General features: G+C 63.2%; 19 protein-coding genes and 4 pseudogenes. 11 read left to right on the top strand and 12 right to left on the bottom strand.

Translation table 11 applies throughout. The features are described from left to right. Positions 1 to 81: 81 nt before the first annotated feature. The 3 genes and pseudogenes from ACFQDL_RS16910 to ligD (ACFQDL_RS16900) all read left to right on the top strand — a co-directional run bounded on the left by ACFQDL_RS16910 (position 82) and on the right by ligD (ACFQDL_RS16900) (position 2564). Positions 82 to 668, top strand: a pseudogene (locus tag ACFQDL_RS16910) (DNA polymerase ligase N-terminal domain-containing protein). After that, the gene (ligD, locus tag ACFQDL_RS16905) at positions 665 to 1666 is read left to right on the top strand and encodes a non-homologous end-joining DNA ligase (RefSeq protein WP_379910062.1); all 1002 of its coding nucleotides are present in this window, start codon (positions 665 to 667) and stop codon (positions 1664 to 1666) included. Before ACFQDL_RS16910 ends, ligD (ACFQDL_RS16905) begins: the two are co-directional and overlap by 4 nt. After that, positions 1573 to 2564: pseudogene (gene ligD / locus ACFQDL_RS16900) on the top strand (non-homologous end-joining DNA ligase). Before ligD (ACFQDL_RS16905) ends, ligD (ACFQDL_RS16900) begins: the two are co-directional and overlap by 94 nt. Positions 2565 to 2651: 87 nt before the next feature. Here ligD (ACFQDL_RS16900) and ACFQDL_RS16895 read toward each other — a convergent pair. The 3 genes and pseudogenes from ACFQDL_RS16895 to ACFQDL_RS16885 all read right to left on the bottom strand — a co-directional run bounded on the left by ACFQDL_RS16895 (position 2652) and on the right by ACFQDL_RS16885 (position 5314). Beyond that, positions 2652 to 3449 (bottom strand): AMP-binding enzyme, encoded by a 798-nt coding sequence (locus tag ACFQDL_RS16895; RefSeq protein WP_379910061.1) that lies wholly within the window; start codon positions 3447 to 3449, stop codon positions 2652 to 2654. Beyond that, positions 3446 to 4533: pseudogene (locus ACFQDL_RS16890) on the bottom strand (AMP-binding protein). Before ACFQDL_RS16890 ends, ACFQDL_RS16895 begins: the two are co-directional and overlap by 4 nt. 145 nt (positions 4534 to 4678) lie before the next feature. Beyond that, entirely contained in the window at positions 4679 to 5314 is a 636-nt protein-coding gene (locus tag ACFQDL_RS16885) for a CHRD domain-containing protein (protein ID WP_379910060.1), read from the bottom strand. Positions 5315 to 5887: 573 nt separating this feature from the next. On the opposite strand from ACFQDL_RS16885, the gene ACFQDL_RS16880 reads away from it, so the two are divergent. From ACFQDL_RS16880 to ACFQDL_RS16855, 6 genes are all read left to right on the top strand, one after another. Further along, a complete protein-coding gene (locus ACFQDL_RS16880) occupies positions 5888 to 7012 on the top strand; it encodes a methyl-accepting chemotaxis protein (protein ID WP_379910059.1) in 1125 nt (374 codons plus the stop codon). After that, positions 7009 to 7491 (top strand): hemerythrin domain-containing protein, encoded by a 483-nt coding sequence (locus ACFQDL_RS16875; protein WP_379910058.1) that lies wholly within the window; start codon positions 7009 to 7011, stop codon positions 7489 to 7491. The genes ACFQDL_RS16880 and ACFQDL_RS16875 overlap by 4 nt, the downstream gene beginning before the upstream one ends. A 2-nt stretch (positions 7492 to 7493) precedes the next feature. Then, positions 7494 to 8279: an EAL domain-containing protein gene (locus ACFQDL_RS16870; RefSeq protein WP_379910057.1), complete on the top strand. Its 786-nt coding sequence runs from the start codon at positions 7494 to 7496 to the stop codon at positions 8277 to 8279. Then, complete coding sequence (locus ACFQDL_RS16865; protein ID WP_379910056.1) at positions 8263 to 8469, top strand: hypothetical protein; 207 nt, start codon at positions 8263 to 8265, stop codon at positions 8467 to 8469. Before ACFQDL_RS16870 ends, ACFQDL_RS16865 begins: the two co-directional genes overlap by 17 nt. Positions 8470 to 8811: 342 nt before the next feature. Next, positions 8812 to 9591: a cache domain-containing protein gene (locus ACFQDL_RS16860; protein ID WP_379910055.1), complete on the top strand. Its 780-nt coding sequence runs from the start codon at positions 8812 to 8814 to the stop codon at positions 9589 to 9591. A gap of 29 nt (positions 9592 to 9620) precedes the next feature. Further along, entirely contained in the window at positions 9621 to 10778 is a 1158-nt protein-coding gene (locus tag ACFQDL_RS16855; protein WP_379910054.1) for a methyl-accepting chemotaxis protein, read from the top strand. Positions 10779 to 10965: 187 nt separating this feature from the next. On the opposite strand, the gene ACFQDL_RS16850 is transcribed toward ACFQDL_RS16855, so the two are convergent. The 7 genes from ACFQDL_RS16850 to ACFQDL_RS16820 form a co-directional block, all read right to left on the bottom strand. Continuing rightward, positions 10966 to 11844, bottom strand: coding sequence for an alpha/beta fold hydrolase (locus ACFQDL_RS16850; protein WP_379910053.1), 879 nt, complete (start codon positions 11842 to 11844; stop codon positions 10966 to 10968). A gap of 31 nt (positions 11845 to 11875) precedes the next feature. Further along, positions 11876 to 12043, bottom strand: coding sequence for an OST-HTH/LOTUS domain-containing protein (locus ACFQDL_RS16845; protein ID WP_379913134.1), 168 nt, complete (start codon positions 12041 to 12043; stop codon positions 11876 to 11878). Positions 12044 to 12067: 24 nt separating this feature from the next. After that, a complete protein-coding gene (locus ACFQDL_RS16840) occupies positions 12068 to 12814 on the bottom strand; it encodes an NYN domain-containing protein (RefSeq protein WP_379910052.1) in 747 nt (248 codons plus the stop codon). A 178-nt stretch (positions 12815 to 12992) separates the two neighbouring features. Then, positions 12993 to 13541: a transglutaminase-like domain-containing protein gene (locus tag ACFQDL_RS16835; protein WP_379910051.1), complete on the bottom strand. Its 549-nt coding sequence runs from the start codon at positions 13539 to 13541 to the stop codon at positions 12993 to 12995. 40 nt (positions 13542 to 13581) lie between these two features. After that, positions 13582 to 13806, bottom strand: a complete 225-nt coding sequence (locus ACFQDL_RS16830) for a hypothetical protein (RefSeq protein WP_379910050.1) — start codon at positions 13804 to 13806, stop codon at positions 13582 to 13584. An 82-nt stretch (positions 13807 to 13888) separates the two neighbouring features. Continuing rightward, the gene (locus ACFQDL_RS16825; protein WP_379910049.1) at positions 13889 to 14467 is read right to left on the bottom strand and encodes an HD domain-containing protein; all 579 of its coding nucleotides are present in this window, start codon (positions 14465 to 14467) and stop codon (positions 13889 to 13891) included. Positions 14468 to 14510: 43 nt separating this feature from the next. Next, on the bottom strand, positions 14511 to 15521 hold the full coding sequence (locus ACFQDL_RS16820; RefSeq protein WP_379910048.1) for a catalase family peroxidase: 1011 nt from the start codon (positions 15519 to 15521) through the stop codon (positions 14511 to 14513). 387 nt (positions 15522 to 15908) lie between these two features. Here ACFQDL_RS16820 and ACFQDL_RS16815 point away from each other — a divergent pair, with 387 nt between their 5' ends. Continuing rightward, on the top strand, positions 15909 to 17078 hold the full coding sequence (locus tag ACFQDL_RS16815) for an acetylornithine transaminase (protein WP_379910047.1): 1170 nt from the start codon (positions 15909 to 15911) through the stop codon (positions 17076 to 17078). Between the two features lie 100 nt (positions 17079 to 17178). Here ACFQDL_RS16815 and ACFQDL_RS16810 read toward each other — a convergent pair whose 3' ends face one another. After that, positions 17179 to 18768 carry an ABC-F family ATPase gene (locus tag ACFQDL_RS16810; protein WP_379910046.1) on the bottom strand — a complete coding sequence of 530 codons (1590 nt, stop codon included), beginning with the start codon at positions 18766 to 18768 and terminating at the stop codon, positions 17179 to 17181. A gap of 387 nt (positions 18769 to 19155) precedes the next feature. Beyond that, positions 19156 to 20076, bottom strand: a complete 921-nt coding sequence (locus ACFQDL_RS16805) for a LysR family transcriptional regulator (RefSeq protein ID WP_379910045.1) — start codon at positions 20074 to 20076, stop codon at positions 19156 to 19158. A 143-nt stretch (positions 20077 to 20219) separates the two neighbouring features. Here ACFQDL_RS16805 and mdcA point away from each other — a divergent pair. Then, a pseudogene (gene mdcA / locus ACFQDL_RS16800) lies at positions 20220 to 21860 on the top strand (malonate decarboxylase subunit alpha); the annotation flags it as partial. Positions 21861 to 21876 lie beyond the last annotated feature (16 nt).

The following is a 21876-nucleotide window of genomic DNA, read 5'->3' as shown; positions in this document are numbered from 1 at the left end:
TGGCGCCCTGCTCGGCTCAGGCCTCGCGATTGGACCCGACGCCGATGCCTTGTTAAGGTCAAAGAACGGAGGTGGTCCACGATGACGACCGAAGCGTATCGACGCAAACGCGACCTGGCCAAAAGCGGCGAGCCGAAGGGGTCCTCGAGACCTTCCGGCGCGGTCCCCCTCTTCGTGATCCAGAAGCACGATGCCAGCTCGCTGCACTACGACTTCCGTCTCGAGGTCGATGGCGTACTGAAAAGTTGGGCCGTGCCCAAGGGCCCTTCGACCGACCCGTCGGTCAAGCGCCTGGCGATCGAGACCGAAGACCACCCGCTGGATTACGCCGACTTCGAGGGGTGATCCCTAAAGGCCATTACGGCGCCGGCACGGTGCTGATCTGGGACCGCGGCGACTACAGCAACATCACCGAAAAAGACGACAGCCCCCGTTCCATGAATCAGGCGCTCCAAGACGGCCATGTCCTGGTGCGGCTCGACGGTAAGAAGATCGCCGGCGGTTATGCGTTGCAGCGCATCGACAGGGACAAGGGTCAGTGGCTGCTGATCAAGATGGACGATGGCGAGGCCGACGCACGCCGCAACCCGGTCTCGACCGAACCGGACTCCGTTGCCTCCGGAAGGAATCTCGACGAGATCGCCGAAGACGGGGAACAGGACGGATGAGTGCCCGCAAGGTACCGCTCCCGGATTCCGAACGCGAGGACGTGAAAACGGCGGCGCAGAGGGACGGGTGCGAACCGATGCTGGCGGTGCTGACGGAAGACCGGTTCTCCGATCCGGACTGGCTCTACGAGCGCAAACTGGACGGCGAGCGCCTTCTCGCCCTCCGCGATCAGGATCGCGTTCGCCTGATGACGCGGAACCGGAAGGAGGTTTCGGCTACCTACCCCGAACTTGCCGAAGCCATTGCGTGCCAGCCGGCGCGGGATTTCGTGGTGGACGGGGAAGTGGTGGCATTCGACGGTGCGGTGACGAGTTTTTCCCGGCTACAACAGCGCATGCAAATCAGAGATGCCGAAAAGGCCCGCGCCTCGGGCGTCAGGGTCTACCTCTACCTGTTCGATCTGCTGCGCGTTTCCGGCCGCAACATCGAAGCCATGCCGCTGCGCGAGCGCAAGCGGCTGTTGCGGGAAACCATAGGCTTCGACGATCCGCTGCGCTACACGCCACACCGCAACGAGAATGGTGAAGCCTGTTACAGGACCGCCTGTGAAAAGGGCTGGGAGGGCATCATCGCCAAGCGTGCCGATGCACCCTACCACCACGGCCGCTCGCGCGACTGGCTGAAGTTCAAGTGTTCGAGCGGTCAGGAGTTCGTCATCGGCGGCTTTACGCGGCCCCAGGGCGAGCGAGAGGGGTTCGGGGCCCTGCTGCTCGGCTACTACGAGGACGGCGCGCTGCGCTATGCCGGCAAGGTCGGCACCGGTTTCGACGACGCCTTTCTGCAGGATTTTCGCAAGCGCCTCGACCGCAGGCGGCGCGACAGCTCGCCCTTCGAGCTCACGCCCGACGAGGCAGACGCCCTCTGGGTACGGCCGGACCTGGTGGCCGAGATCGGCTTCACCGAATGGACCCAAGGCGGCAAACTGCGCCACCCCCGCTTTCTCGGCCTGCGCCGCGACAAGGCGGCCGAGGAGGTGGTGCGGGAGACGCCGTCATGACGTCCGAACGCTTCGATGTCGACGGGCATCAGATCGAGGTGTCGAAGGCCGACAAGGTGCTCTTTCCCGACGACGGGATAACGAAAGGAGAGCTGGCCCGCTACTACGCCCGCATCGCCGAATACGCATTACCGCATTACCGCGAGCGTCCGGTGACGATGCAGCGCTTTCCCGACGGCATTGCAAAGGAAGGATTCTTCCAGAAAAACACACCCGACTATTTTCCCGACTGGATCGAGCGCGTCGATCTGCCGAAGGAAGACGGCAAGGTCCGCCACCTGCTGGCGCATTCGGCCGCGGCGCTGGTCTACCTGGCGGATCAGGGCTGCATCACGCCGCACCTGGGGTGTCCCGCGCGGACCGCCCGAACCGGCCGGACCGGCTGGTTTTCGATCTCGATCCGTCCGACGGGGATTTTTCGAAGGTGCAGGAAGTCGCGGCGGCAATCCGTGATGCGCTGGAAGCGATGGAAGTCGCCAGCTTCGTCCAGACGACCGGGTCGCGCGGGCTCCATATCCTGATTCCGCTGCGACGCAGCGCCGACTTCGAGCCGCTGCGGCATTTCATGAGGGACTTCGCCGCCGACATCGCCAATGCCCATCCGAAGATCGCCACGGTCGAACAGCGCAAGTCGGAACGTGGCGACCGGGTACTGATCGACACCTTCCGTACCGCCCAGGGCCAGACCTTCGTCGCGCCCTATGCGGTCCGGGCAAGGCCCGGCGCTCCTGTCGCCACCCCGCTGCGCTGGGACGAGGCACTGTCACCGGACATGTCGCCACGCCGATACGATATCGAGAACATTTTTCGCCGGCTGGGCCAGACCGGGGATCCCTGGCAGGACATCGATGCCAGCAAGACGGACGCGCGCCGCCTGCTCGAGCGCACCGGCAAGTAAAGGTAACGATAGAGCGCCGCCCCCAAAGGGCACTTCCCCGGTGCGAACGACCTCAGCGCCAAATTTGTTCGCCTCGGGGCGAGGCTCCTACATCAACGCCGGCAGATCCCGGTACAGCTCCAGCGCCTCGGGATTGGCCAGCGCATCCCGGTTCTTCACCGGCCGGCCCTCGACGACGCTGCGGATCGCCAGTTCCACCACCTTGCCGGTCAGTGTCCGGGGAATATCGGCCACCTCGATGATCTTCGCCGGCACGTGGCGCGGCGTGGTGTTGCCGCGGACGGTGTCGCGGATCTCCTGTTCCAGCGCCGCATCGAGCCGTTTGCCGGGCTTGAGCCGCACGAACAGGATCACGCGCACGTCGTCCTGCCAGCTCTGGCCGATGGCGACCGACTCCTGCACCGCCGCGACCTTCTCGACCTGGCGGTAGATCTCGGCGGTGCCGATGCGCACCCCGCCGGGGTTGAGTACCGCATCGGAGCGGCCGTGGATCACCACGCCGCCCTGCGCGGTCAGCTCGGCGTAGTCGCCCTGGGCCCAGACGTTGTCGAAGGTACTGAAATAGGCCTCGCGGTACCTGGAACCGTCCGGGTCGTTCCAGAAGCCGATCGGCATCGCCGGGAACGGCTTGCTGCAGACCAGCTCGCCGCTGCCGCTCTCGAGTGGCCGACCGTCGTCGTCGCGGATCTCCACCGCCATGCCGAGGCCCCTGCATTGCAGCTCGCCGGCATGGACCGGCAGGATCGGGCAGCCGAGCGCGAAGCACGAAAGGATATCGGTGCCGCCGGAGATCGACGACAGGCACAGATCGGACTTGATATCGCGGTAGACGTACTCGAAGCTCTCGTGGGTCAGCGCCGAGCCTGTGGATAACAGGGTTTTCAACCGGTCGAGCCGGTGGCTCTGCCGCGGGCGGATGCCGGCCTTCTCCTGGGCCGCCAGGTACCGGCGCTGGTGCCGAACACTGTCACCCCTTCCTGCTCGACGATATCCCAGAGCATCTCGGGCCCGGGCGCAAACGGCGAACCGTCGAACAGCACCAGGGCCGTGCCGCCGGCCAGGGCGCTGACCATCCAGTTCCACATCATCCAGCCGCAGGTCGTGTAGTAGAAGAGCGTGTCGTTGCGCCCGAGGTCGGTATGCAGCCGGTGCTCCTTCAGGTGCTGCAGCAGGGTGCCGCCAACGCTGTGGACAATGCACTTCGGCACGCCGGTGGTGCCGGAGGAATAGAGAATGAACAGCGGGCTGTCGAAGCGGACCTGAACGAAGTCGATCGCCTGCGCGTCTGGGTCGATGAAGTCGATCAGCATCAGGGCCCCCGGCAGCCGGCCGAGGTCCGGCTCGGCCTCGACATAGGGCATCACCACCACCTGCTCGATCCCCGGCAGTTGCGGCACGATGCCGGCCAGGCGCTCGAGGGAGTTGAAGGTCTTGCCGTTGTAGTAGTAGCCGTCGGTGGTGAAGAGCACCTTCGGCCGGGTCTGGCCGAAGCGGTCGAGCACCCCTGGGTGCCGAAATCCGGTGAACAGGCGGTCCAGACCGCCCCAAGGCTCGTCGTCGCCAGCATCGCCACGACGGTATCGATGACGTTGGGCACGAAGCCCGCGACCACATCGCCCTCGCCCACCCCGGTCCGGCGCAGGCCGGCGGCGAGCTGCGCGACCCGGTTGTAGAGTTCGGCATGGCTCAGGCTTTCACGCGCCCCCATCTCATTGCGCAACAGCAGCGCCGGCCGCTCGTCGCGGCAGCGCAGGAGGTTCTCGGCATAATTCAGCCGCGCCTCCGGAAACCAGCGCGCCCCCGGCATCCGGTCGCCATCGACCAGCACCCGCTCACCGCACCAACTGGCCCGCACCTCGCCGAAGTCCCAGAGCAGCGACCAGAACGTCTCCGGCTGCCCGACCGACCAGCGATAGAGATCGTCGTAACCGGCGAACGTCGTCCCGGCCCGCTCGCCGGCCTGCTGCATGAAACGGTGAATCTGGCTGCGCTCGATCCGCGCGGTGTCCGGTTGCCAAAGTGGCTTGCTCATGGTGCTGTCCCTTTTGTTGTTGTTCAAGTGACGGGAACAGTGTCGGACAGATCGATATATTTATTAAGTTTATTTTTTTGAGCTATTGATTTGTTTTATTAACCAGATGACAGTTTGGAATGGACTGTTTACAGAAGGACTGGACTCCGGGCTCGACGAACGGGACCGCCGCCTCAGGGGCGGCGGTCGGTGAATGTGCCGAATCGATCCCGATCGGCTGGTGCAACTGATCGTCAATCGAGTTCGATCTGCCCGCGTACCTCGCCCCCGGATTATCAATACTGTGGACATTAACGTAGGTATTGCCTGCCGCCATGCTGTCGATCAACTCCGCCAGCGTAGCACCGCACGCCGGGTCGACAATGTTGGCATCGGAGACCGTCGCCTTGATTTCCACCTTGCCATCGAGGCCGCCCGGTACCGCACCGGCCAGGAACACGACGACAGGACCATTCACGCCTGCGGGAGCGCAGTGAATATGAGCTCCGGCTACGCCCAGAATACCGAAGGCATCTTCGATTTCGAGCTCGAACTCCATTTCCGTCATGTCGTCGTCGACCTCGAACTTGGCTTCGCCCGTCGTATCCGTTTCGACCGCAACGGGCACCTCCTCGAAACCGGTCAGCTCGGCCTTGAACTCCAGATCACCACCATAAACGGCACCGGATACGAGGAACAACAGGGCCAAGATGGGTGTAGCCGATAAATAGCGTTTCATTGAGTCATCTCCTTGTCCGTCAAGCTGATTCCATGGACCTATGTGAACTGAGAACGGCTTGTAAGAAGCCGATACAGCATGACTAAAGATAGAAGAGTCAGCCTGCCGCCACCGATATGGCGCTCCCATTCTTAGAGCCTTTTCACATGATCCCATAACAGAAAAGAACAGGTCGTTCACCGAGCTGAAGCCATGCGACGTGCGCCCCGGTTACTGCGGCCTGCGCGGACAAGCAGCACCCTGTATGAGCTGGTGGCCTGCTCCCGGACTCCCCGGGGGGCAGAGTATGGGCCAAGCCGGGCACAGGGATGTGGGCAACAGGCCATCGTAACAGGGATCTAGACCCTGGCCGGCCTATGGGCGGCGGTCCGGCGCTCCGGACATGCAGGAGCAGTTATTTGCGTAACGCCGGCTTACGTGACCCGGCCCTGCCACGACAGCTTATTGGGATCAACGCCATGTGCCTGCGGTGCCGGCCGCCGGCACGGACCGATGGGATATTAATATGTATTTAATTTACATCTTGATATAGCATGGCGGCTGTTGCCAAGTGCTTTTCGACAAGGAGCGCGCATGAGTTTCGTCACCGGCCTGCTGGAGTGGATGATCAACGACAAGTCCTCTGTCGCGTCGATGCGGGAGGCCGAACTGCAGCGGTTGCAGGCGGAACTCGCCGTCGCGCAGCGCCAGGCCGAGGAAGCGCGGCAACAGGCCGAGAAGTGGCGGCAGGCGCTGGCCGAATCCGAGAATGGCCGGGTCCATTACGAATCGGAGTTGCAGGCGTTGTCGCTGCGCATGCGGCGGATGCGCAAGTCCTTCGCCTGGCTCGACGAGAATCTGCTCGGGTCCAGTACGGCGATCGGTGCGGCAGTGTCGGTGTCCCGTGCCGCCGGTGAACGCATCGAGCAATTGGCAACGGAGCTTACCGGCGTGACGCAACTTCAGGGCCAGCAATTCACGACCTTCGAGGCGCTTTCGGGCGAACTGCAGCAGATCTCCGGGATAGTCGGCGAGATCGGCAAGATCGCATCCCAGACCAATCTGCTCTCCGTCAATGCGGCCATCGAAGCGGCACGCGCCGGCGAGCATGGCCGCGGTTTCGCCATCGTCGCCGGCGAAGTCCGCGCCCTGTCGGCGACCACGGCGTCCTCGGCGAAGGCTGCAGACGGCTTGCTGCAGCGGCTCGCGGCGGCATCGTCCGAACTGGCCGATCTCAACCAGACACTATCCAGCAACATCGACGGCATCGCCAGCGGCACCGTCAGCACGCTGGACGGTCTCGGCATGGAGCTGGAACGGATCAGCGCGACCCAGGCCGGACTGGAGTGCGCCAACTGGCGTGCCCGGCTGGAACTCGCGATGATCGACGAGACCTTCCTGCGCACCGACGTCATCGCCTACGTCAACAACCCGGCCGGCCAGGCACGGGCGGCGATACCGTCGTCCCGCGACTGCGGTATCGGCAAGTGGTACGGCGCGCCCGAGGTGCGGCAGCGGTTCGCCGGGCAGCACCGCTTCCTGGCGCTGGAAAAGCCCCATGACCTCGTCCATCAGCATGCCGAGCGGGCGATCATGCTGGCCGATGCCGGCGATACCGACGGGGCCCGCGAACAGGCCCGCCGTATGGAAGAACAGTACCGGAGCGTCGAGGCGATCCTGCTCGAGCTGGTCGGGCAGATTCCGGAAACGCCGCAATGAACCGTCCGCTGGTGTGCGAACATCTGACCGCCGCGTTCTCGGATACCGATCATCGCGCCGCCGAATGGTCGGCGGTACTGTTGCAGCACCATCGGGATATCAGGCTCGAAATCGATCAAATCAGGACGTCCGTCAGCGCTCCCGACTGCCATCTGCACCGGATCGAGGCCCGGTTGCGCCGACTCGGACGGGCAGTGCTGATGCACCTGGAACTCGAGTCCTGCTGTCTCGATCCTGCAGTGCAGACGCATTCGGGTCGCGGCAGCGAGGACCTGCGGCGCCTGCGCCAAGGTTATGAAGGATTGCGCCGGGTACTGGAGTCCACGGCCGACTTTCTGCAGCGGGAAAAACTGAGTCACCACGCTCCGGTGCTGAACGGGGAGCAACAGACGGCGATCCTTGGACTACTGGCGGAGATTCAGGAGCGGCTCGAGGTCGAGGACGGCTACTACAGGCGCTATGGCGGGGCGAGGGACTGAACATGCAGCTGCAACTGGCCGGCCACAGGCTGCAACTGTGTTGGTTCCAGCAGGGACTGGTGTCCAGTGCGCTGGACGGGCTGTACGGACGCGAGATACTGACCCGGGCCCGCCTTGCCGGCAGCGACGAGGCAGTGCCACCGCAGAGGCTGTTCGCCTGGCTGAAGGCCGAGCCTCGAAGGCTACTGGACTTCACGATCGCCCAGGTCGCAGCGGTACAGGCTCTCGATGCGCAGTGGCACCTGGACGGTTCACTCTGGTTCAACCTGGCCGGCGAGCTTCTCGCGGCCGATGCGCTGTTCGACGAACTGATGGAGTCGACGTTGCAGTCCTTGCCACCAGAATGGCGCCGCCGCCTGGTACTGGAGATCAGCGAGGACGCGTTGGAGCAGCGACTGGTGCCGGAGCGGGTCGAGGCCCTGCGCCAGGCCGGCTTCCTGGTGGCGATGGACGATTTCGGGGCCGGCTATTCGAATCTGGGGAGGCTGCAGGCCGGCGGTTTCGATATTCTGAAGCTGGATTTGGGTCTAATGAGTGCCGTACCGGAAAAGATCTGGGCTGCCAGCTTCTATCGACAGGTTGTCGAGCTGGCCGCCTCGACCGGCAGTCAGGTCGTCGCCGAAGGCGTCGAGCGACGAACCCAGGCCGATTTCGTCCGTTGGGCAGGCGTCGACCTGATCCAGGGATTTCTCTTCTCCCGGCCGCAGCCACTGCGCCCGCTACGCAATGGCGGCCTCGTGCTGCAGCCCCTGAAACCAAAGGAGACCCTCGATGAACGACCCGTCTGACGATCGGGACCACCGGCTCGCCGCGTCTGTCCGTGATGCCTGTATTCAGGCGGCGCTCGAGGCCTACGAGAACGCCGGGATCAGCGGCCTCTGCCACGAAGGGCGCTGGGAACTGGCGGTCGGGGAAATGCGCCAGATCGATCTCGGCCGCTTGCTCGGCGAACTGGATAAAGGCGACCCTGAAAGCTGAACCGGGCCGGGCAATCCCCGGCCGCGTTCACCCGGGCCCAGGAACAGCACCGATGGCGTGAATCGGCTATGTGGCCGTCGCTTACAGACAATACCGACCCGTGCAACGGCTCTAGGGTTAGTATTGGCGTGCCGCCCGCCGCCGCTCAGGGAAGACCGCGCGAACACCCCGTCGCCACGCACCTCCGGCTGAACTCGCCCGGCCTGCGCTGGCCGCCTTCCTGCCAACGGCCGGTTTGTCTGCCGCTACCGTTGCCGTTGCCGTTGCCGTTGCAACCGTCGATGCATTCGGGCATAAAGGCGCCCCGCCAAATCCGATATTCCGCTTCCGGAGTTCTTTGCTGTGACAAGTATAAAAACGAAGCTGCTTGCAGCCTTTCTCTGCACCACCCTGCTGCCGGTGATCATCGTGGCGTCGCTGACGCTGCGTAACGTCAACGAGGATGCCGAGAAACGCTTCCTCGACGCGAGCAGCCTCGATATCTCCATCGTCGACCACTCCTTCGGCATCTTCTTCGACCTGATCGGCGATCAGGTGTCGATGATGGCGGACTACCCGATCCTCGCCGAAACCGACAAGGGCGCGATCAGCACCTACTTCGGCGAAGGCCGCAAGCCCTCGGAAGTGGCGATGGCCAGCGGCGGACGCGAGCAGCGACTGTTCGAACTGTTCAGCGCCATCGGCAACAACAACCCGATGCTGGGCTACGTCTACATGGGTGACAGGCACGGCGGTTACCTTGAGTGGCCCGGCACCTATTCTTACGGCGAATGGGATCCGCGCAAACGTCCCTGGTTCGACATGGGCCGCAACGGCAACTACGAGGTGGTCCGGCGCGACGGCTACTACTGGGAGGGCGACAACAGCGTCTATGTCTCGATGCTGAAGGCGTTCAAGAACGCGCGCGGCGAGTTCGAGGGCGTGGTGGCAATCGACGTCTCGCTGAAATCCCTGACCGACATGGTGCAGGAGATCCGCTTCGGCGAGACCGGCTTCATCATGGCCATCGAGGGCGACGGCAAGGTGCTGGTCGACGGCAGCAACCCGGACAACAACTTCAAGTCGCTGTCCGACCTCGACGCCCCCATTTCAAGTCAATACAGGCACAGAAATCCGGCCTGATCGAAGTCCGGATCGACGGCGTCGACTATATGGCCAATGTCTATGAATCGCCGGATCTCGGCTGGAAATTCGTCGGCTTCATGCAGAGCGACGAAATTTTCGCCAGCGCCCGCCAGCTCACCCGGACCACGCTGATCGTAAGCGCTGTGCTGGTACTGCTTTTCGGTGCCCTGAGCCTGGTGATCGCCAACCGCATCGTCAACCCGATCAACTCGGTCAAGGATCGCCTTAGAACCATCGCCGAAGGTGAAGGCGACCTGACCACCCGCCTGGACGTGAGCAGTCGCGACGAAACCGGCGAGCTGGCGCGCTGGTTCAATCAGTTCATCGAATCGACGCAACGGATGGTGATCGCCATCAAGGATACCGCGACCCGCATGGACCAGGTCTCCGCCCGCACCAACAGCAGCGCCAGCAATATGGCCGGTGCGACCGGACATCAGCGCGGTTCGCTCGAGCAGATCGCCGCTGCGGTGACCGAAATGGCCTCCACCGCCAACGAAGTTGCGCGCAACTGCATCGACACCGCCGATGTATCGGAGCAGGGACTGGAAGCGACACGCAACGGCAAGAAGATCGTCGACAGGAGCTCCACGGGTGTGCGCCAGCTGGGCGACAGCATCCGTCACTCGAACGAGGTCATCCTTGACCTGGAGCGGGAAACCGAGAACATCAACAACATTCTCACCACCATCCAGGACATCGCCGGCCAGACCAATCTGCTGGCCCTGAACGCCGCCATCGAGGCTGCACGCGCCGGCGAGCAGGGGCGCGGCTTCGCGGTGGTCGCCGACGAAGTCCGGACCCTGGCCAACCGTACCCAGCAGTCGACCGAGGAAATCAACAATATCCTCAACCTGCTGGTCAGCCGCACACGCGACGTTTCGATCACCATGGAGCGCAGTCTCAGCGAATCCGGCGAAGCCATCACCCTGTCCGGCGAAGCGATGAAGGCCTTCGAGAGTATCGAAGCCGCGGTACAGCAGATCCGGGACATGACGATGCAGACCGCCAGCGCCGCCGAAGAACAGCAACTGGTGACCGAGGATATCAACAAGAATATTCTGGCAATCAGCGAATCGGCCAACGATCTGCAGGAAATATCCACCGAAGTGGAGCATCACTCCGGTGAACAGACCGGCCTCAGCGGCCAGCTGACACAGCTGGTGTCGCGCTTCAGGACCTGAGGGACAACCACATCAGCAAGCGGTGGTGATCAGCCCGGTATGAAAATACCGGGCTGATCATCCGGTACAAAAGGCACCATCCCCGGTCGCCAATTGCCAGGCACCTTGTTGACGAATGGAATGGTTCGCAATATCCCGCCGAATTTTCAGGCCCAGGATACGCATTCATGTCTCTGGCAGCCTACAGTCAGGTTCCGACAAAGCCGAGTAACTCCCCGGCAATGGCGATGGGTGCCTCCTCGGGCAGGAAATGACCGCAGTCCAGCGCCCTGCCCTCGACATTCCTGGCATACTGGCGCCATACCTTCAGTACATCGTAGGCCCTGTCGACAAAACCGCGACGGCCCCAGAGCACCAGCAGCGGACACTCGATCATCCGCCCGATGTCCGCTTCGTCGTGCTCCAGATCAATAGTGGCAGCGGCCCGGTAGTCTTCGCAGCTCGCGTGGATTGTCGCCGGATCGCTGTAGCAGCGGATATACTCGGCCACCGCCTCGGGATCGAAGACCGCATCGGGTGCGCTCCAGCGTCTCAGCTTCTCGATCAGGTAATAGCCGGGGTCGGAGCCGATCATTTTTTCCGGCAGTCCGTCGGGCTGGATCAGGAAGAACCAGTGGTAGTAACCGGTGGCGAACGACTGATCCGTGGTCCTGAACATATGGTAGGTCGGCGCGATGTCCATGATACAGGCACGTTCGATGCGATCCGGATGATCGAGCGCCATCCGGTGCACCACCCGGGCTCCCCGGTCATGGCCGGCGACGGCGAAATGCCGGTAACCGAGTTGCTCCATCACTTCCACCATGTCCCGGGCCATCGCCCGCTTCGAATAGGGGGCATGGTCGTCTGCACTCGGCGGCTTTTCGCTGTCGCCGTAGCCGCGCAGATCGGGACAGATCAGATGAAAGTGCTCGGCCAGTCGCGGTGCCGCCGCATGCCAGATCACATGGGTCTGTGGATAACCATGCAGCAGCAACAGCGGTGGCCCCTTGCCCCCGTGCACGAGATGGATGCGGGCACCGGAGGTCTGGATATCGAGCGTCTCGAAATCGGTCGGGAAAAGCATCAGCAAGCTCCTGATCGGGACCCGGCAAGCCTTATCGGCGCGGATCCCGCACGTAGATATCGTGGATCTTCTTGTTGCTGCCCAGTTGCCGCTTGTCGATCTCGAACAGCTCCATCGCCTCGATCAGCTTGGTGAGGGTCGGGTAGCCGTAGGTACGTGAGTCGAAGTCGGCGTCCTGTTGTCGAGAGCGCCGCTTGATCAGCTGGCCCCCGACTCGCCCCCGCTATCTGCGCGGATCCCGCACATAAATATCGTGGATCTTCTTGTTGCTGCCCAGTTGCCGCTTGTCGATCTCGAACAGCTCCATCGCCTCGATCAGCTTGGTGAGGGTCGGGTAGCCGTAGGTACGCGAGTCGAAATCCGGAAACTGCCGTTTTATCAGCTGGCCGCAACTGCCGAGCGGCGCCCAGCCGTCGTCGTCGGCATATTCGTTGATGGCGTTTCTGAGGATCTTGACCAGACGGGAATCACTGCACAGTTCCTGCCGGGTTTTGCGCTTGGTGGACGGCTGCACCGGCGATTCTGCGGCGGAGGGAACCTCCTCCTCGTCGCCGTCCAGGCCGCGCAGCACCTCGGTGTAGATAAAGTCGTCACAGGCGTTGCGAAACGCCACCGGCGTCTTCTGCTCGCCGACGCCGAAGACATAGATCTGGGATTCGCGCAGCCGCGAGGCCAGCTTGGTAAAGTCGCTGTCGCTGGAGATCAGCGCGAAGGCATCGAAGCGGTTCGAGTAGAGCAGATCCATCGCATCGATGATCATTGCGGCGTCGGAGGAGTTCTTGCCCTGGGTGTAGGAGAACTGCTGCACCGGATTGATCGCCAGCTCGTTGAGCGGCTGCTTCCAGTTCTTCAGGTGCGTCGAACTCCAGTCGCCATAGGCCTTCTTGATGACGATATGGCCGTGCTTGGACAGTTCCGACAGCACCGCGCCGAGCACCGAATACTGGGCGTTTTCGGCATCGATCAGCACTGCGATCTTTTTTCGGTATCCAGGTCTTTCATCGGGTCTCCGTGATTTCGAGGCTTCTGGACGATGCCGGTACAAACCAGCCTCCGGAAGTGCGCTTTTTACTGTAATCAGGGTAGCTGGAAAAACCGTTGGCCGCGGGTTCAGGCCCGTGGCTGGCCGGGCGCCCGGCAGTGGCGACTCAGGGCAATGCCGCGGAACCGGCACCGTCCGGATCGATGCACTGCACCTGCACCCGCTGCACACTGGGATAGACCGGTGGGCCGAACTGATTGTAGACCGCCACGTCCGCCGCATCCCGGCCATAACCGATCGCCACGTATCCGGCTCCCAGCTGGGACTGGGTCGCATCGAACGTATACCAGCGACCGCCGACATAAGCTTCGAACCAGGCATGCATATCCATCGGTTTCAGGCCATGCAGGTACCCCACCACCATCCGCGCGGGGATACTGAGGCTGCGGCACAGGGCGATGCCCAGATGGGACAGGTCCCGGCAGACACCGGACTGCCGCAGATTGACCTCCACCGCCGACACAGGTATGTCGCTGCTACCGGGAATATAGCTGATGTGCTTCCTGAGCCAGTCCTCGATGGCCGCGACCTGGTCGTAGCCCAGCCACTGATTGGCGGTGATCGAGGTCGCCATCTGACCAAAACGGTCCGACTCGCAGAATCGGCTCGGCAACAGGTACTTGAGCGTCTCGTCGGGCAGGTTCTGGATCTCCACAAAGGGGCTCCCGGAGCCCGGTCGATGCTGTCCGCCGTCATCACCTCGGCGGCCGTATGAACACCGAAGGTCCCCGGGGGGCAATCAGGCGCTGACAGAGATTGCCGAAGTCATCGGTGAACTCGAACGCCGGTATGCTCGGGACCAGCTTGTATTCCTCCCGCGCGATCCATTGCTGGGCGCCGCTGCGCGGCCGCAGCATCAGCACAAAGGGTGTCGGAACCTCGATATCGAACGTCAGATCACAACTCGTGCGCAACCACATGCAGCCTCCTGGTCGGAAAGTGTCGTACCGCTGTACCTGACAGCCTAGCAGTCCCAGTCACTGCTGTGGCGTTAGCCGGTCCCTACTTCAGCACGCCCCTGTCGACGGCCTCCTCCAGCCGCGCCCGGATTGTCTCCCAGAGCGCCTGGCTGCCCTGGCCGATGCGGGCATTGAGCGCGAAGACCTTCTCCTTCGGCACCCGGTTCTCGCGCCAGCTGTGGCCGTCGCTGTGGAGGTTGTGCAGCAGCGGCGGCACGCGGTCGATGGCGCGGGCATAGCGGGAATCGGCCGTTTCGCCGGCCTCGAACTCGTGCCAGAGCGTCAGGTACTCGTTACCCTTGCCATCCGGCAGCAGCCCCAGTATACGTGCGACGCCCGCCGCCTCCGCAGCCTTGTTCCCGGCGGTCTCGCTTTGATAGATGATGGTATCGCCCGCATCGATTTCGCCGAGGTCGTGGATCAACAGCATTTTGATGACGCGGTCGATATCCACCGGTTCGTTGGCATGGTCCTTCAGCATCAGTGCCGTGAGGCAGACATGCCAACTGTGCTCGGCCGAGTTCTCGTAGCGCTCCAGCCCCACCGGCCGCGTCTTGCGGTGTACGTCCTTGAGCTTTTCGATCTCGACGATAAAGCTCAGTATCTGTTCGATCTTGTCCATTTGGTCTCCCGAAAATACCCGGACTGTACCCGCTGATGGCCGGTTATTGCTCCGAAATGCGCTTGCCGAACGAGATCGCGTACGCTGCGGAACGGGCTTTCAATACCGGGTCGTCCGTCGCCTCAATGCCATCCGCTATCACCAGCGGATCGAAGTTGATCGGGCCGCATTGGCCCTGTTCCTGCGGCATGGCGTCGGTCAGCGTCAGGACCCCGACCTTGACCTCTTCCCGGTCTTCGGGCCAGGGCTTGCTGGGGTCGGTGTCCGGATCGCCCGGTTGCCCGATCCGGATAACCATATCCCACTCGACAGGGGCCTTTTCGGTTCGGCCGATCAATTCCGACTCGAGAAAATCATCGGGTGCGGCTTCACGTTCGGCATCGCTGAGTTCCTTGACCCCGTCCCGTGGCTGGAAGTACCAGCGCACCAGGGTTTTCTCCCCATCGCCGTTGACGAAGCGGAAGGCATGCAGACTGAAGTAGCGGCTGTCGGCGTAACTCGGCGGAGGATTGTGGCGGCTGTTGTATTCGGCCAGCCCGTGAAAATCGGGATGGCTGTCGACAAACGCCCGGAAACGTTCGGGATCGCGTTTTCCGGTCGCCGGATCCGGCTGCAGTGCCACCAGCATGTCGTGGAAGGTTTTCGGCTCGGCCGCGCCGAAAACCGGCACATTGATCATCGCCATCTGCTGCAGGCCGCCGCCCGGCAGCTGGAACTGCAATGCCATGCCCCTGACGCCCTTGTCGGCGTCGCTGGCGCCGGGGTTGCCGCCGCCGAGCGAAAAACGTCCGATTACCGGTATCGCCTCGCCGCTGAAGAGCGGCGAACGGCTGTACCGGCGCGCCGACGCCTGGCCGACGAATTCGCCGACAGCGCAGGTCCCCTTGATATGATTCCGGCGATGGCCGGGCGTGACGCCGAACGCGGCCTCCATCGCTTCGATCATCCGGACCGGGTCGACGTCGCCCTCCGCCGCCAGACCGACGCCGGCCGGCATCGTCCCAAGGGTCATTGCCGACGCCAGCACCAGGGCCGTCCGTCCTCTCCTGCTCATGTTCGACACCTCCGTTGCGGTGGGATACTCAGCTCAGTATAGGTTTCGCACCCGGGCGCGCTCCGACGGAGTGTACTCAAGACTGTTTTCAGCGGCCGCGATCTCTGCAATACTGCGTGGCATGACGACTTCAGTTTCGCTCCGACGACAGGCACGACGACTTCACAGCACGCTGTGGGATCGCCCCTGCCCGTCTGACACCGCGAAAGCCGCCTGATCCGTAGATACAGGCGCACGAGTCGACAGAAGGCCATCGGTATCCCCGGTGGCCTTTTCGTTTGTACAGGGGCACGCAGGCGCGCACTCCGGGGGCACATCGGGGATTCAGAAAGGGGAGACGCCGGCCGGCGTCACCCAAGTAATCCACCCGATCAATCCGGAGACAAGATGCAAAACCCATACAGCGCCCTGATGCAGATCGCCGCACGGCCCGAGACCACCTTCGTACGCGGCGAAGGCAGCTACCTGTACGACGACCGGGACAACGTCTGGCTGGACTTCGTCCAGGGCTGGGCGGTCAACACCCTCGGTCACTGCCCCGGTGTCGTCAGCGACGCCATCTGCGCCCAGAGCCGACGCCTGATAAACCCCGGTCCGGCCTTCTACAACGCGCCCGCAGTGAAACTGGCGAACCGGCTGGCCGCGCTGAGCGGGCTGGACCAGACGTTCTTCGCCAACAGCGGCGCCGAAGCCAACGAAGGCGCGATCAAGCTGGCGAGAAAGTGGGGTCAGAAGCACCGCAACGGCGCCTGGAAGATCGTCACCTTCCACAACGGCTTCCACGGCCGCACCCTGGCGACGATGTCGGCCACCGGCAAGCCGGCGTTTGAACCGCTGTTCAATCCCAAGGTACCGGGCTTCACCAAAGTGCCCTACGGCGACCTGGCAGCCGTTGAGCATTCCATCGACGACGAAACCGTGGCGATCCTGCTCGAGCCAATCCAGGGCGAGGCCGGCGTAATCCCGGCGGGCAGCGCCTTCCTGCAGGGCCTGCGGCAGCTGGCCGACAGGCAGGGCCTGCTGCTGATGCTCGACGAAGTGCAGACCGGCATCGGCCGCACGGGCAGCCTGTTCTGCTATCAGCACCAGGGCATCGAACCGGACGTCGTTACCCTCGGCAAGGGGCTCGGCGGCGGCATACCGATCGCCGCCCTGATGGCGAAGACGTCCGCCTGCTGCTTCGAGTATGGCGACCAGGGCGGCACCTTCAACGGCAACCCGCTGGTCTGCGCGGCCGCGCTGGCGGTGCTCGATGCTGTAACCGCTCCGGGATTTATGGACCGGGTACAGGCGCGCAGCGAGCAGCTCGTCGCCGGTCTCGAAGCGCTGTCGCTACGGTTCGGTCTGGGTAAGGTACGGGGCGAAGGGCTGCTGGTCGCGCTTGAGACCGGCGCCGTCGATGCTGCCGCGCTGGCTCGGGCGGCGTTCGATGCAGGTCTGCTGATCAACGCACCCAGGCCCCATACACTGCGGCTCATGCCGGCACTGAACGTCAGCGAAGCCGAGGTGGACAGGATGCTGACCCTTCTGGGCGGGCTGCTCGAACGACAGGTATGAAGCGGTGTTGGGTCCGCCGCTACGCGGCTTGACCCAACCTACAAAAAATACCCGATAGCAATCTTCGCGGCGGGGCGCCGCTCCCACGCCCGTCCCGGGATCAGGCGGCTTCCTGGCTACGCAGGTAATCCTCGTAGGTACCGTGGAAGTCGACGATGCCGGTGGGCGTCAGCTCGATGATCCGGGTGGCCAGTGACGAGACGAACTCGCGGTCGTGGCTGACGAACAGCAGCGTGCCTTCGTAGTTTTCCAGCGCCAGGTTCAGCGACTCGATCGACTCCATGTCCATGTGGTTGGTCGGCTCGTCCATCACCAGGATATTGGGACGCTGCAGCATCAGCTTGCCGAACAGCATGCGGCCCTGCTCGCCACCGGAAATCACCTTCACCGACTTGCCGATCTCCTTCTGCGAAAACAGCATGCGGCCGAGGGTGCCGCGAATCACCTGCTCGTCGTCCCCTTCCTGTCCCCAGCGCGACATCCAGTCGTAGAGGTTGGAATCCTTCTCGAACTCGTGGGCGTGATCCTGGGCGTAGTAGCCGATACTGCTGTTCTCGGACCACTTGATGGTGCCTTTGTTGGGCTCCAGATCGCCGACCAGGCACTTCAGCAGTGTCGATTTGCCGATGCCGTTGGGGCCGATGATGGCGATGCGCTCACCGACGCCAACGTGCAGGTTGAGACCGGAGAACAGCGCCTCGTCGAAGCTTTTCGCCAGGCCTTCCACCTCCAGGGCGGTACGGTGCAGCTTCTTGTCCTGCTCGAAGCGGATGAAGGGGCTCTGGCGGCTGGACGGCTTGATCTCGTCCAGCTTGATCTTGTCGATCTGCTTGGCGCGGGACGTCGCCTGCTTGGACTTCGAGGCATTGGCCGAGAAGCGGCTGACGAAGGCCTTGAGATCGGCGATCTGTGCCTTCTTCTTGGCGTTGTCCGCCTGCATGCGCTCGCGCGCCTGGGTCGAGGCGGTCATGTACTCGTCGTAGTTGCCGTGGTAGATCCGCACTTCGCCGTAGTCCACGTCCGCCATATGGGTGCAGACGCTGTTGAGGAAGTGGCGATCATGGGAAATGATGATCATGGTGCAGTTGCGCTCGTTGAGCACCCCTTCGAGCCAGCGGATGGTGTTGATATCCAGGTTGTTGGTCGGCTCGTCGAGCAGCATGATATCGGGGTCGGAGAACAGCACCTGCGCCAGCAGTACACGCAGCTTCCAGCCCGGCGCGATTTCACTCATCGGGCCGAAATGCTGCTCCACCGGGATGCCGACGCCCAGCAGCAGTTCCCCGGCACGGGATTCGGCGGTGTAACCGTCCATTTCCGCGAACTCCGCTTCGAGTTCCGCGGCGCGGATGCCGTCTTCCTCGGTCATGTCGGGGTTGGCATAGATCGCATCGCGCTCGGCCTTCACCTTCCACAGCTCTTCGTGACCCATGATCACGGTATCGACCACGCTGTACTCTTCGTAGGCGAACTGATCCTGACGCAACTTGCCGATACGCTCGTTCGGGTCCTTGGACACATTGCCGGCCGAAGGCTCGAGATCGCCGCCAAGGATTTTCATGAAGGTGGACTTGCCGCAACCGTTGGCGCCGATCAGGCCATAGCGGTTGCCCTCGCCGAACTTGACGGAGACGTTTTCAAACAGCGGCTTAGCGCCGAACTGCATGGTGATGTTCGCAGTAGTCAGCAATGATTTGTACCAATTAGATTGAACGTGGAAAGACGACAGATCCGATGATGTACGATCTGCAAAGTGCGGAAAAACGGCGCGCATTATGCCACAGACAGCCGCCTCAACCAATGAGCGGGCGGTTAAAAATTCGTCAGCGGCTTGGCCCTGTCCAACCGGGACGCACGGTGATCTTCGCAGATCGTAGTTTGGGTTTAGGCCCTCAGGGCCGTAACCCAACACCTCACCCGGCACCAGCGGCGCCTGCGGCATCGCACTTTTCGTAGGATGCGGTGGAGCGAAGCGCAACCCATCGTCCAGGCCCAGCACGCAGCGCAAGACGGATACTCGCGCATGTAGAGTTTGTAAGGTTTGTTGGGTTACGCGGCTGCGCCGCTAGACCCCAACCTACGCGTCCGCCTCGTGCTGCCTGGCATAGGCGCGGCACTCGGCGATGCAGTTGAGGATGCGCGGATCCCGCTCGCGGCTGGCCAGGCACACCATGGCGATGTTTTGACGGATATCCTCGAGTCCTTTTAGCGGTAGCATGCGGATCTTGTTCTCGAACACCGCCTCGACCCGACGCGGCAGGAGCGCGTAGCCGACGCTGGCGCTGACCATGCTGATCAGCGAGAAGATATCGCTGACCTCCATCACCACATTGGGCTCGAAGCCTGCGCGCTCGAACGCCTTGAAACTGTCTCGGTAGGTAGCGAAGCCGCGGGTCAGGGTGACGAAGGTTTGGTCCCTCAAGTCGGCAAGATCCAATGCCTCGAGCGCGCTCAAGTTCGCGTCGGCGGGTACGGCCAGCAGCACCTCGTCGCTGAACAGCGGCAGACAGGTGTAGTCGTCGTCACGAAAATCCGGCTCGAGTGATACCAGGATGGCATCGAGCTCCAATGCCTTGAGCTTGCGGAACAGCACCTCGTTGGAGTCGAGGGTCAGCTCGATGTTGAGGTCACCCTTGCGCAGCTTGAGCCCGGCGATCAGCCGCGGCACCGTATTCAGCGTCAGCGAATAGAGCGCACCGAGCTTGAACTGGTTGGAATAGATACCGGCGGTTTCCCGCGTCGCCTTGACCGCCTCATCCAGTGCCAGCACCGCCTGCTCGGCCCGCTCCTCCAGCACCCGGGCGCTGGGCAGCGGCACCAGCAACCGTCCCTCCTGCCGGAACAGCGGACACTTGAGTCCCTCCTCGAGCGAGTGGATGGCGCGGTGTACGCTGACCGTGCTCATGTTCAGCTTTTCCGCCGCTTCCGCCAGGGTACCGACCTTCATAAACGCCAGGAAGATCTCGAGTTTCTTCAGCGTCAGGGTGTCGTCGAGCAATTTTCCACTCCTTGCCACGATGGCTCCGATCAGGCGCACCCCAATCATTACCCTCAGAGTAACGGTCCGTCAACAGGCTTGATTGATGGTTTCCGGCCCCGCTTTTAGTGTGGACCCTACAACAACACAGCAGAGGACCTCCCATGCACGCACCTGCGGAACCCTCGGTCAACTGGCACAGCCGTCGCCAGGACAAACACGGCCGCATGGCCGGGCTCGACGGACTCGCCGACGGCGTCGTCATCCCCACCGACGCCATCAAGGCAGCGCTGGAACGGCTGCTGCGTCCCGGCGACAAGGTCGTCCTGGAAGGCAACAACCAGAAGCAGGCCGACTTCCTGTCCCGCTCTCTGGCCGGGGTCAGCCCCGACGTCGTCAATAACCTGCACATGGTGATGCCCAGCGTGGGCCGCCCGGAGCACCTGGACCTGTTCGAAAAGGGCATCGCCCGCAAGCTGGACTTCTCCTTCTCCGGCCCCCAGAGCCTGCGCATCGGTCAGTTGATGGAGGACGGGCTGCTCGAAGTCGGCGCCATCCACACCTACATCGAGCTCTATGCCCGGCTGTTCGTCGACCTCAATCCGCGCGTCGCACTGCTCGCCGGCTTCAAGGCGGACCGTGCCGGCAACATTTACACCGGTCCGAGCACCGAAGACACCCCGGCGCTGGCCGAGGCCACGGCCTTTCGTGACGGCATCGTCATCTTCCAGGTCAACGAGATCGTCGATGACGTCTCGGATCTGCCGCGCGTCGACATTCCCGCGTCCTGGGTCGACTACATTGTCGAGGCCGATCAGCCGTTCTTCATCGAACCGCTGTTCACCCGCGACCCGCGCCTGGTCACCGACGTCCACGTGCTGATGGGCATGATGGCGATCCGCGGCATCTACGAGCGTCACCAGGTGCAGTCGCTCAACCACGGCATCGGCTTCAACACCGCCGCCATCGAGCTGCTGCTGCCGACCTACGGCGAGTCCCTCGGTCTCAAGGGCAAGATCTGCCGCCACTGGACGCTCAACCCCCACCCGACGCTGATCCCGGCGATCGAGAGCGGCTGGGTGGAGAGTGTGCACTGCTTCGGCACGGAACTGGGCATGGAAGACTACATCGCCGCCCGCCCCGACATCTTCTTCACCGGCAAAGACGGTTCGATGCGCTCCAACCGCGCCTTCTGCCAGCTGGCTGGCCAGTATGCCGTCGACATGTTCATCGGCTCCACCCTGCAGGTCGACGGCGACGGCAACTCCTCCACTGTGACCCGCGGTCGCCTCGCCGGTTTCGGCGGCGCGCCCAACATGGGCCATGACCCGGGCGGCCGAAGACACTCCTCCCCTGCCTGGCTCGACATGAAACCCGACGATCACCTGCTCAGCAAGGGCCGCAAACTGGTGGTGCAGATGGTCGAGACCTTCCAGGACAGCGCCAAGCCGACGCTGGTCGAGGAGCTGGATGCGCTGGCGATGGCCCGCGACTACCGGATGCCGCTGGCGCCGGTGATGATCTACGCCAGCGATGTCACCCATGTGCTGACCGAAGAGGGTATCGCCTACCTCTACAGGGCGCAGTCGCTGGAACAGCGCCGCGCCATGATCGCCGCGGTCGCCGGCGTCACTCCGATCGGCCTCAAGCGCGACCCGGCGGTCACGGCACAGCTGCGCGCCGACGGTCTGGTCGCCTACCCCGAAGACCTTGGCATCCGCCGCAACGTCGCCAGCCGCGACCTGCTTGCCGCGCGCAGCATCGGCGAACTGGAACGCTGGTCTGGCGGCCTCTACCAGCCCCCGCAAAATTTCGCAACTG

It is taken from the genome of Marinobacterium aestuariivivens, from assembly GCF_042661465.1.
Lineage (GTDB): Bacteria > Pseudomonadota > Gammaproteobacteria > Pseudomonadales > Balneatricaceae > Marinobacterium_A > Marinobacterium_A aestuariivivens.
Note: the sequence above shows the minus strand (reverse complement) of the source record. Positions and strands in the feature narration are given on the sequence as shown.

Coding starts and splice junctions, on each gene's coding strand:
- ACFQDL_RS16865 (WP_379910056.1), top strand. CDS start 8,263: ATGAACGACCCGTCTGACGATCGGGACCACCGGCTCGCCGCGTCTGTC.
- ACFQDL_RS16830 (WP_379910050.1), bottom strand. CDS start 13,806: ATGTGGTTGCGCACGAGTTGTGATCTGACGTTCGATATCGAGGTTCCG.
- ACFQDL_RS16885 (WP_379910060.1), bottom strand. CDS start 5,314: ATGAAACGCTATTTATCGGCTACACCCATCTTGGCCCTGTTGTTCCTC.
- ACFQDL_RS16880 (WP_379910059.1), top strand. CDS start 5,888: ATGAGTTTCGTCACCGGCCTGCTGGAGTGGATGATCAACGACAAGTCC.
- ligD (WP_379910062.1), top strand. CDS start 665: ATGAGTGCCCGCAAGGTACCGCTCCCGGATTCCGAACGCGAGGACGTG.
- ACFQDL_RS16815 (WP_379910047.1), top strand. CDS start 15,909: ATGCAAAACCCATACAGCGCCCTGATGCAGATCGCCGCACGGCCCGAG.
- ACFQDL_RS16870 (WP_379910057.1), top strand. CDS start 7,494: ATGCAGCTGCAACTGGCCGGCCACAGGCTGCAACTGTGTTGGTTCCAG.
- ACFQDL_RS16825 (WP_379910049.1), bottom strand. CDS start 14,467: ATGGACAAGATCGAACAGATACTGAGCTTTATCGTCGAGATCGAAAAG.
- ACFQDL_RS16875 (WP_379910058.1), top strand. CDS start 7,009: ATGAACCGTCCGCTGGTGTGCGAACATCTGACCGCCGCGTTCTCGGAT.
- ACFQDL_RS16855 (WP_379910054.1), top strand. CDS start 9,621: ATGGCCAATGTCTATGAATCGCCGGATCTCGGCTGGAAATTCGTCGGC.
- ACFQDL_RS16850 (WP_379910053.1), bottom strand. CDS start 11,844: ATGCTTTTCCCGACCGATTTCGAGACGCTCGATATCCAGACCTCCGGT.
- ACFQDL_RS16820 (WP_379910048.1), bottom strand. CDS start 15,521: ATGAGCAGGAGAGGACGGACGGCCCTGGTGCTGGCGTCGGCAATGACC.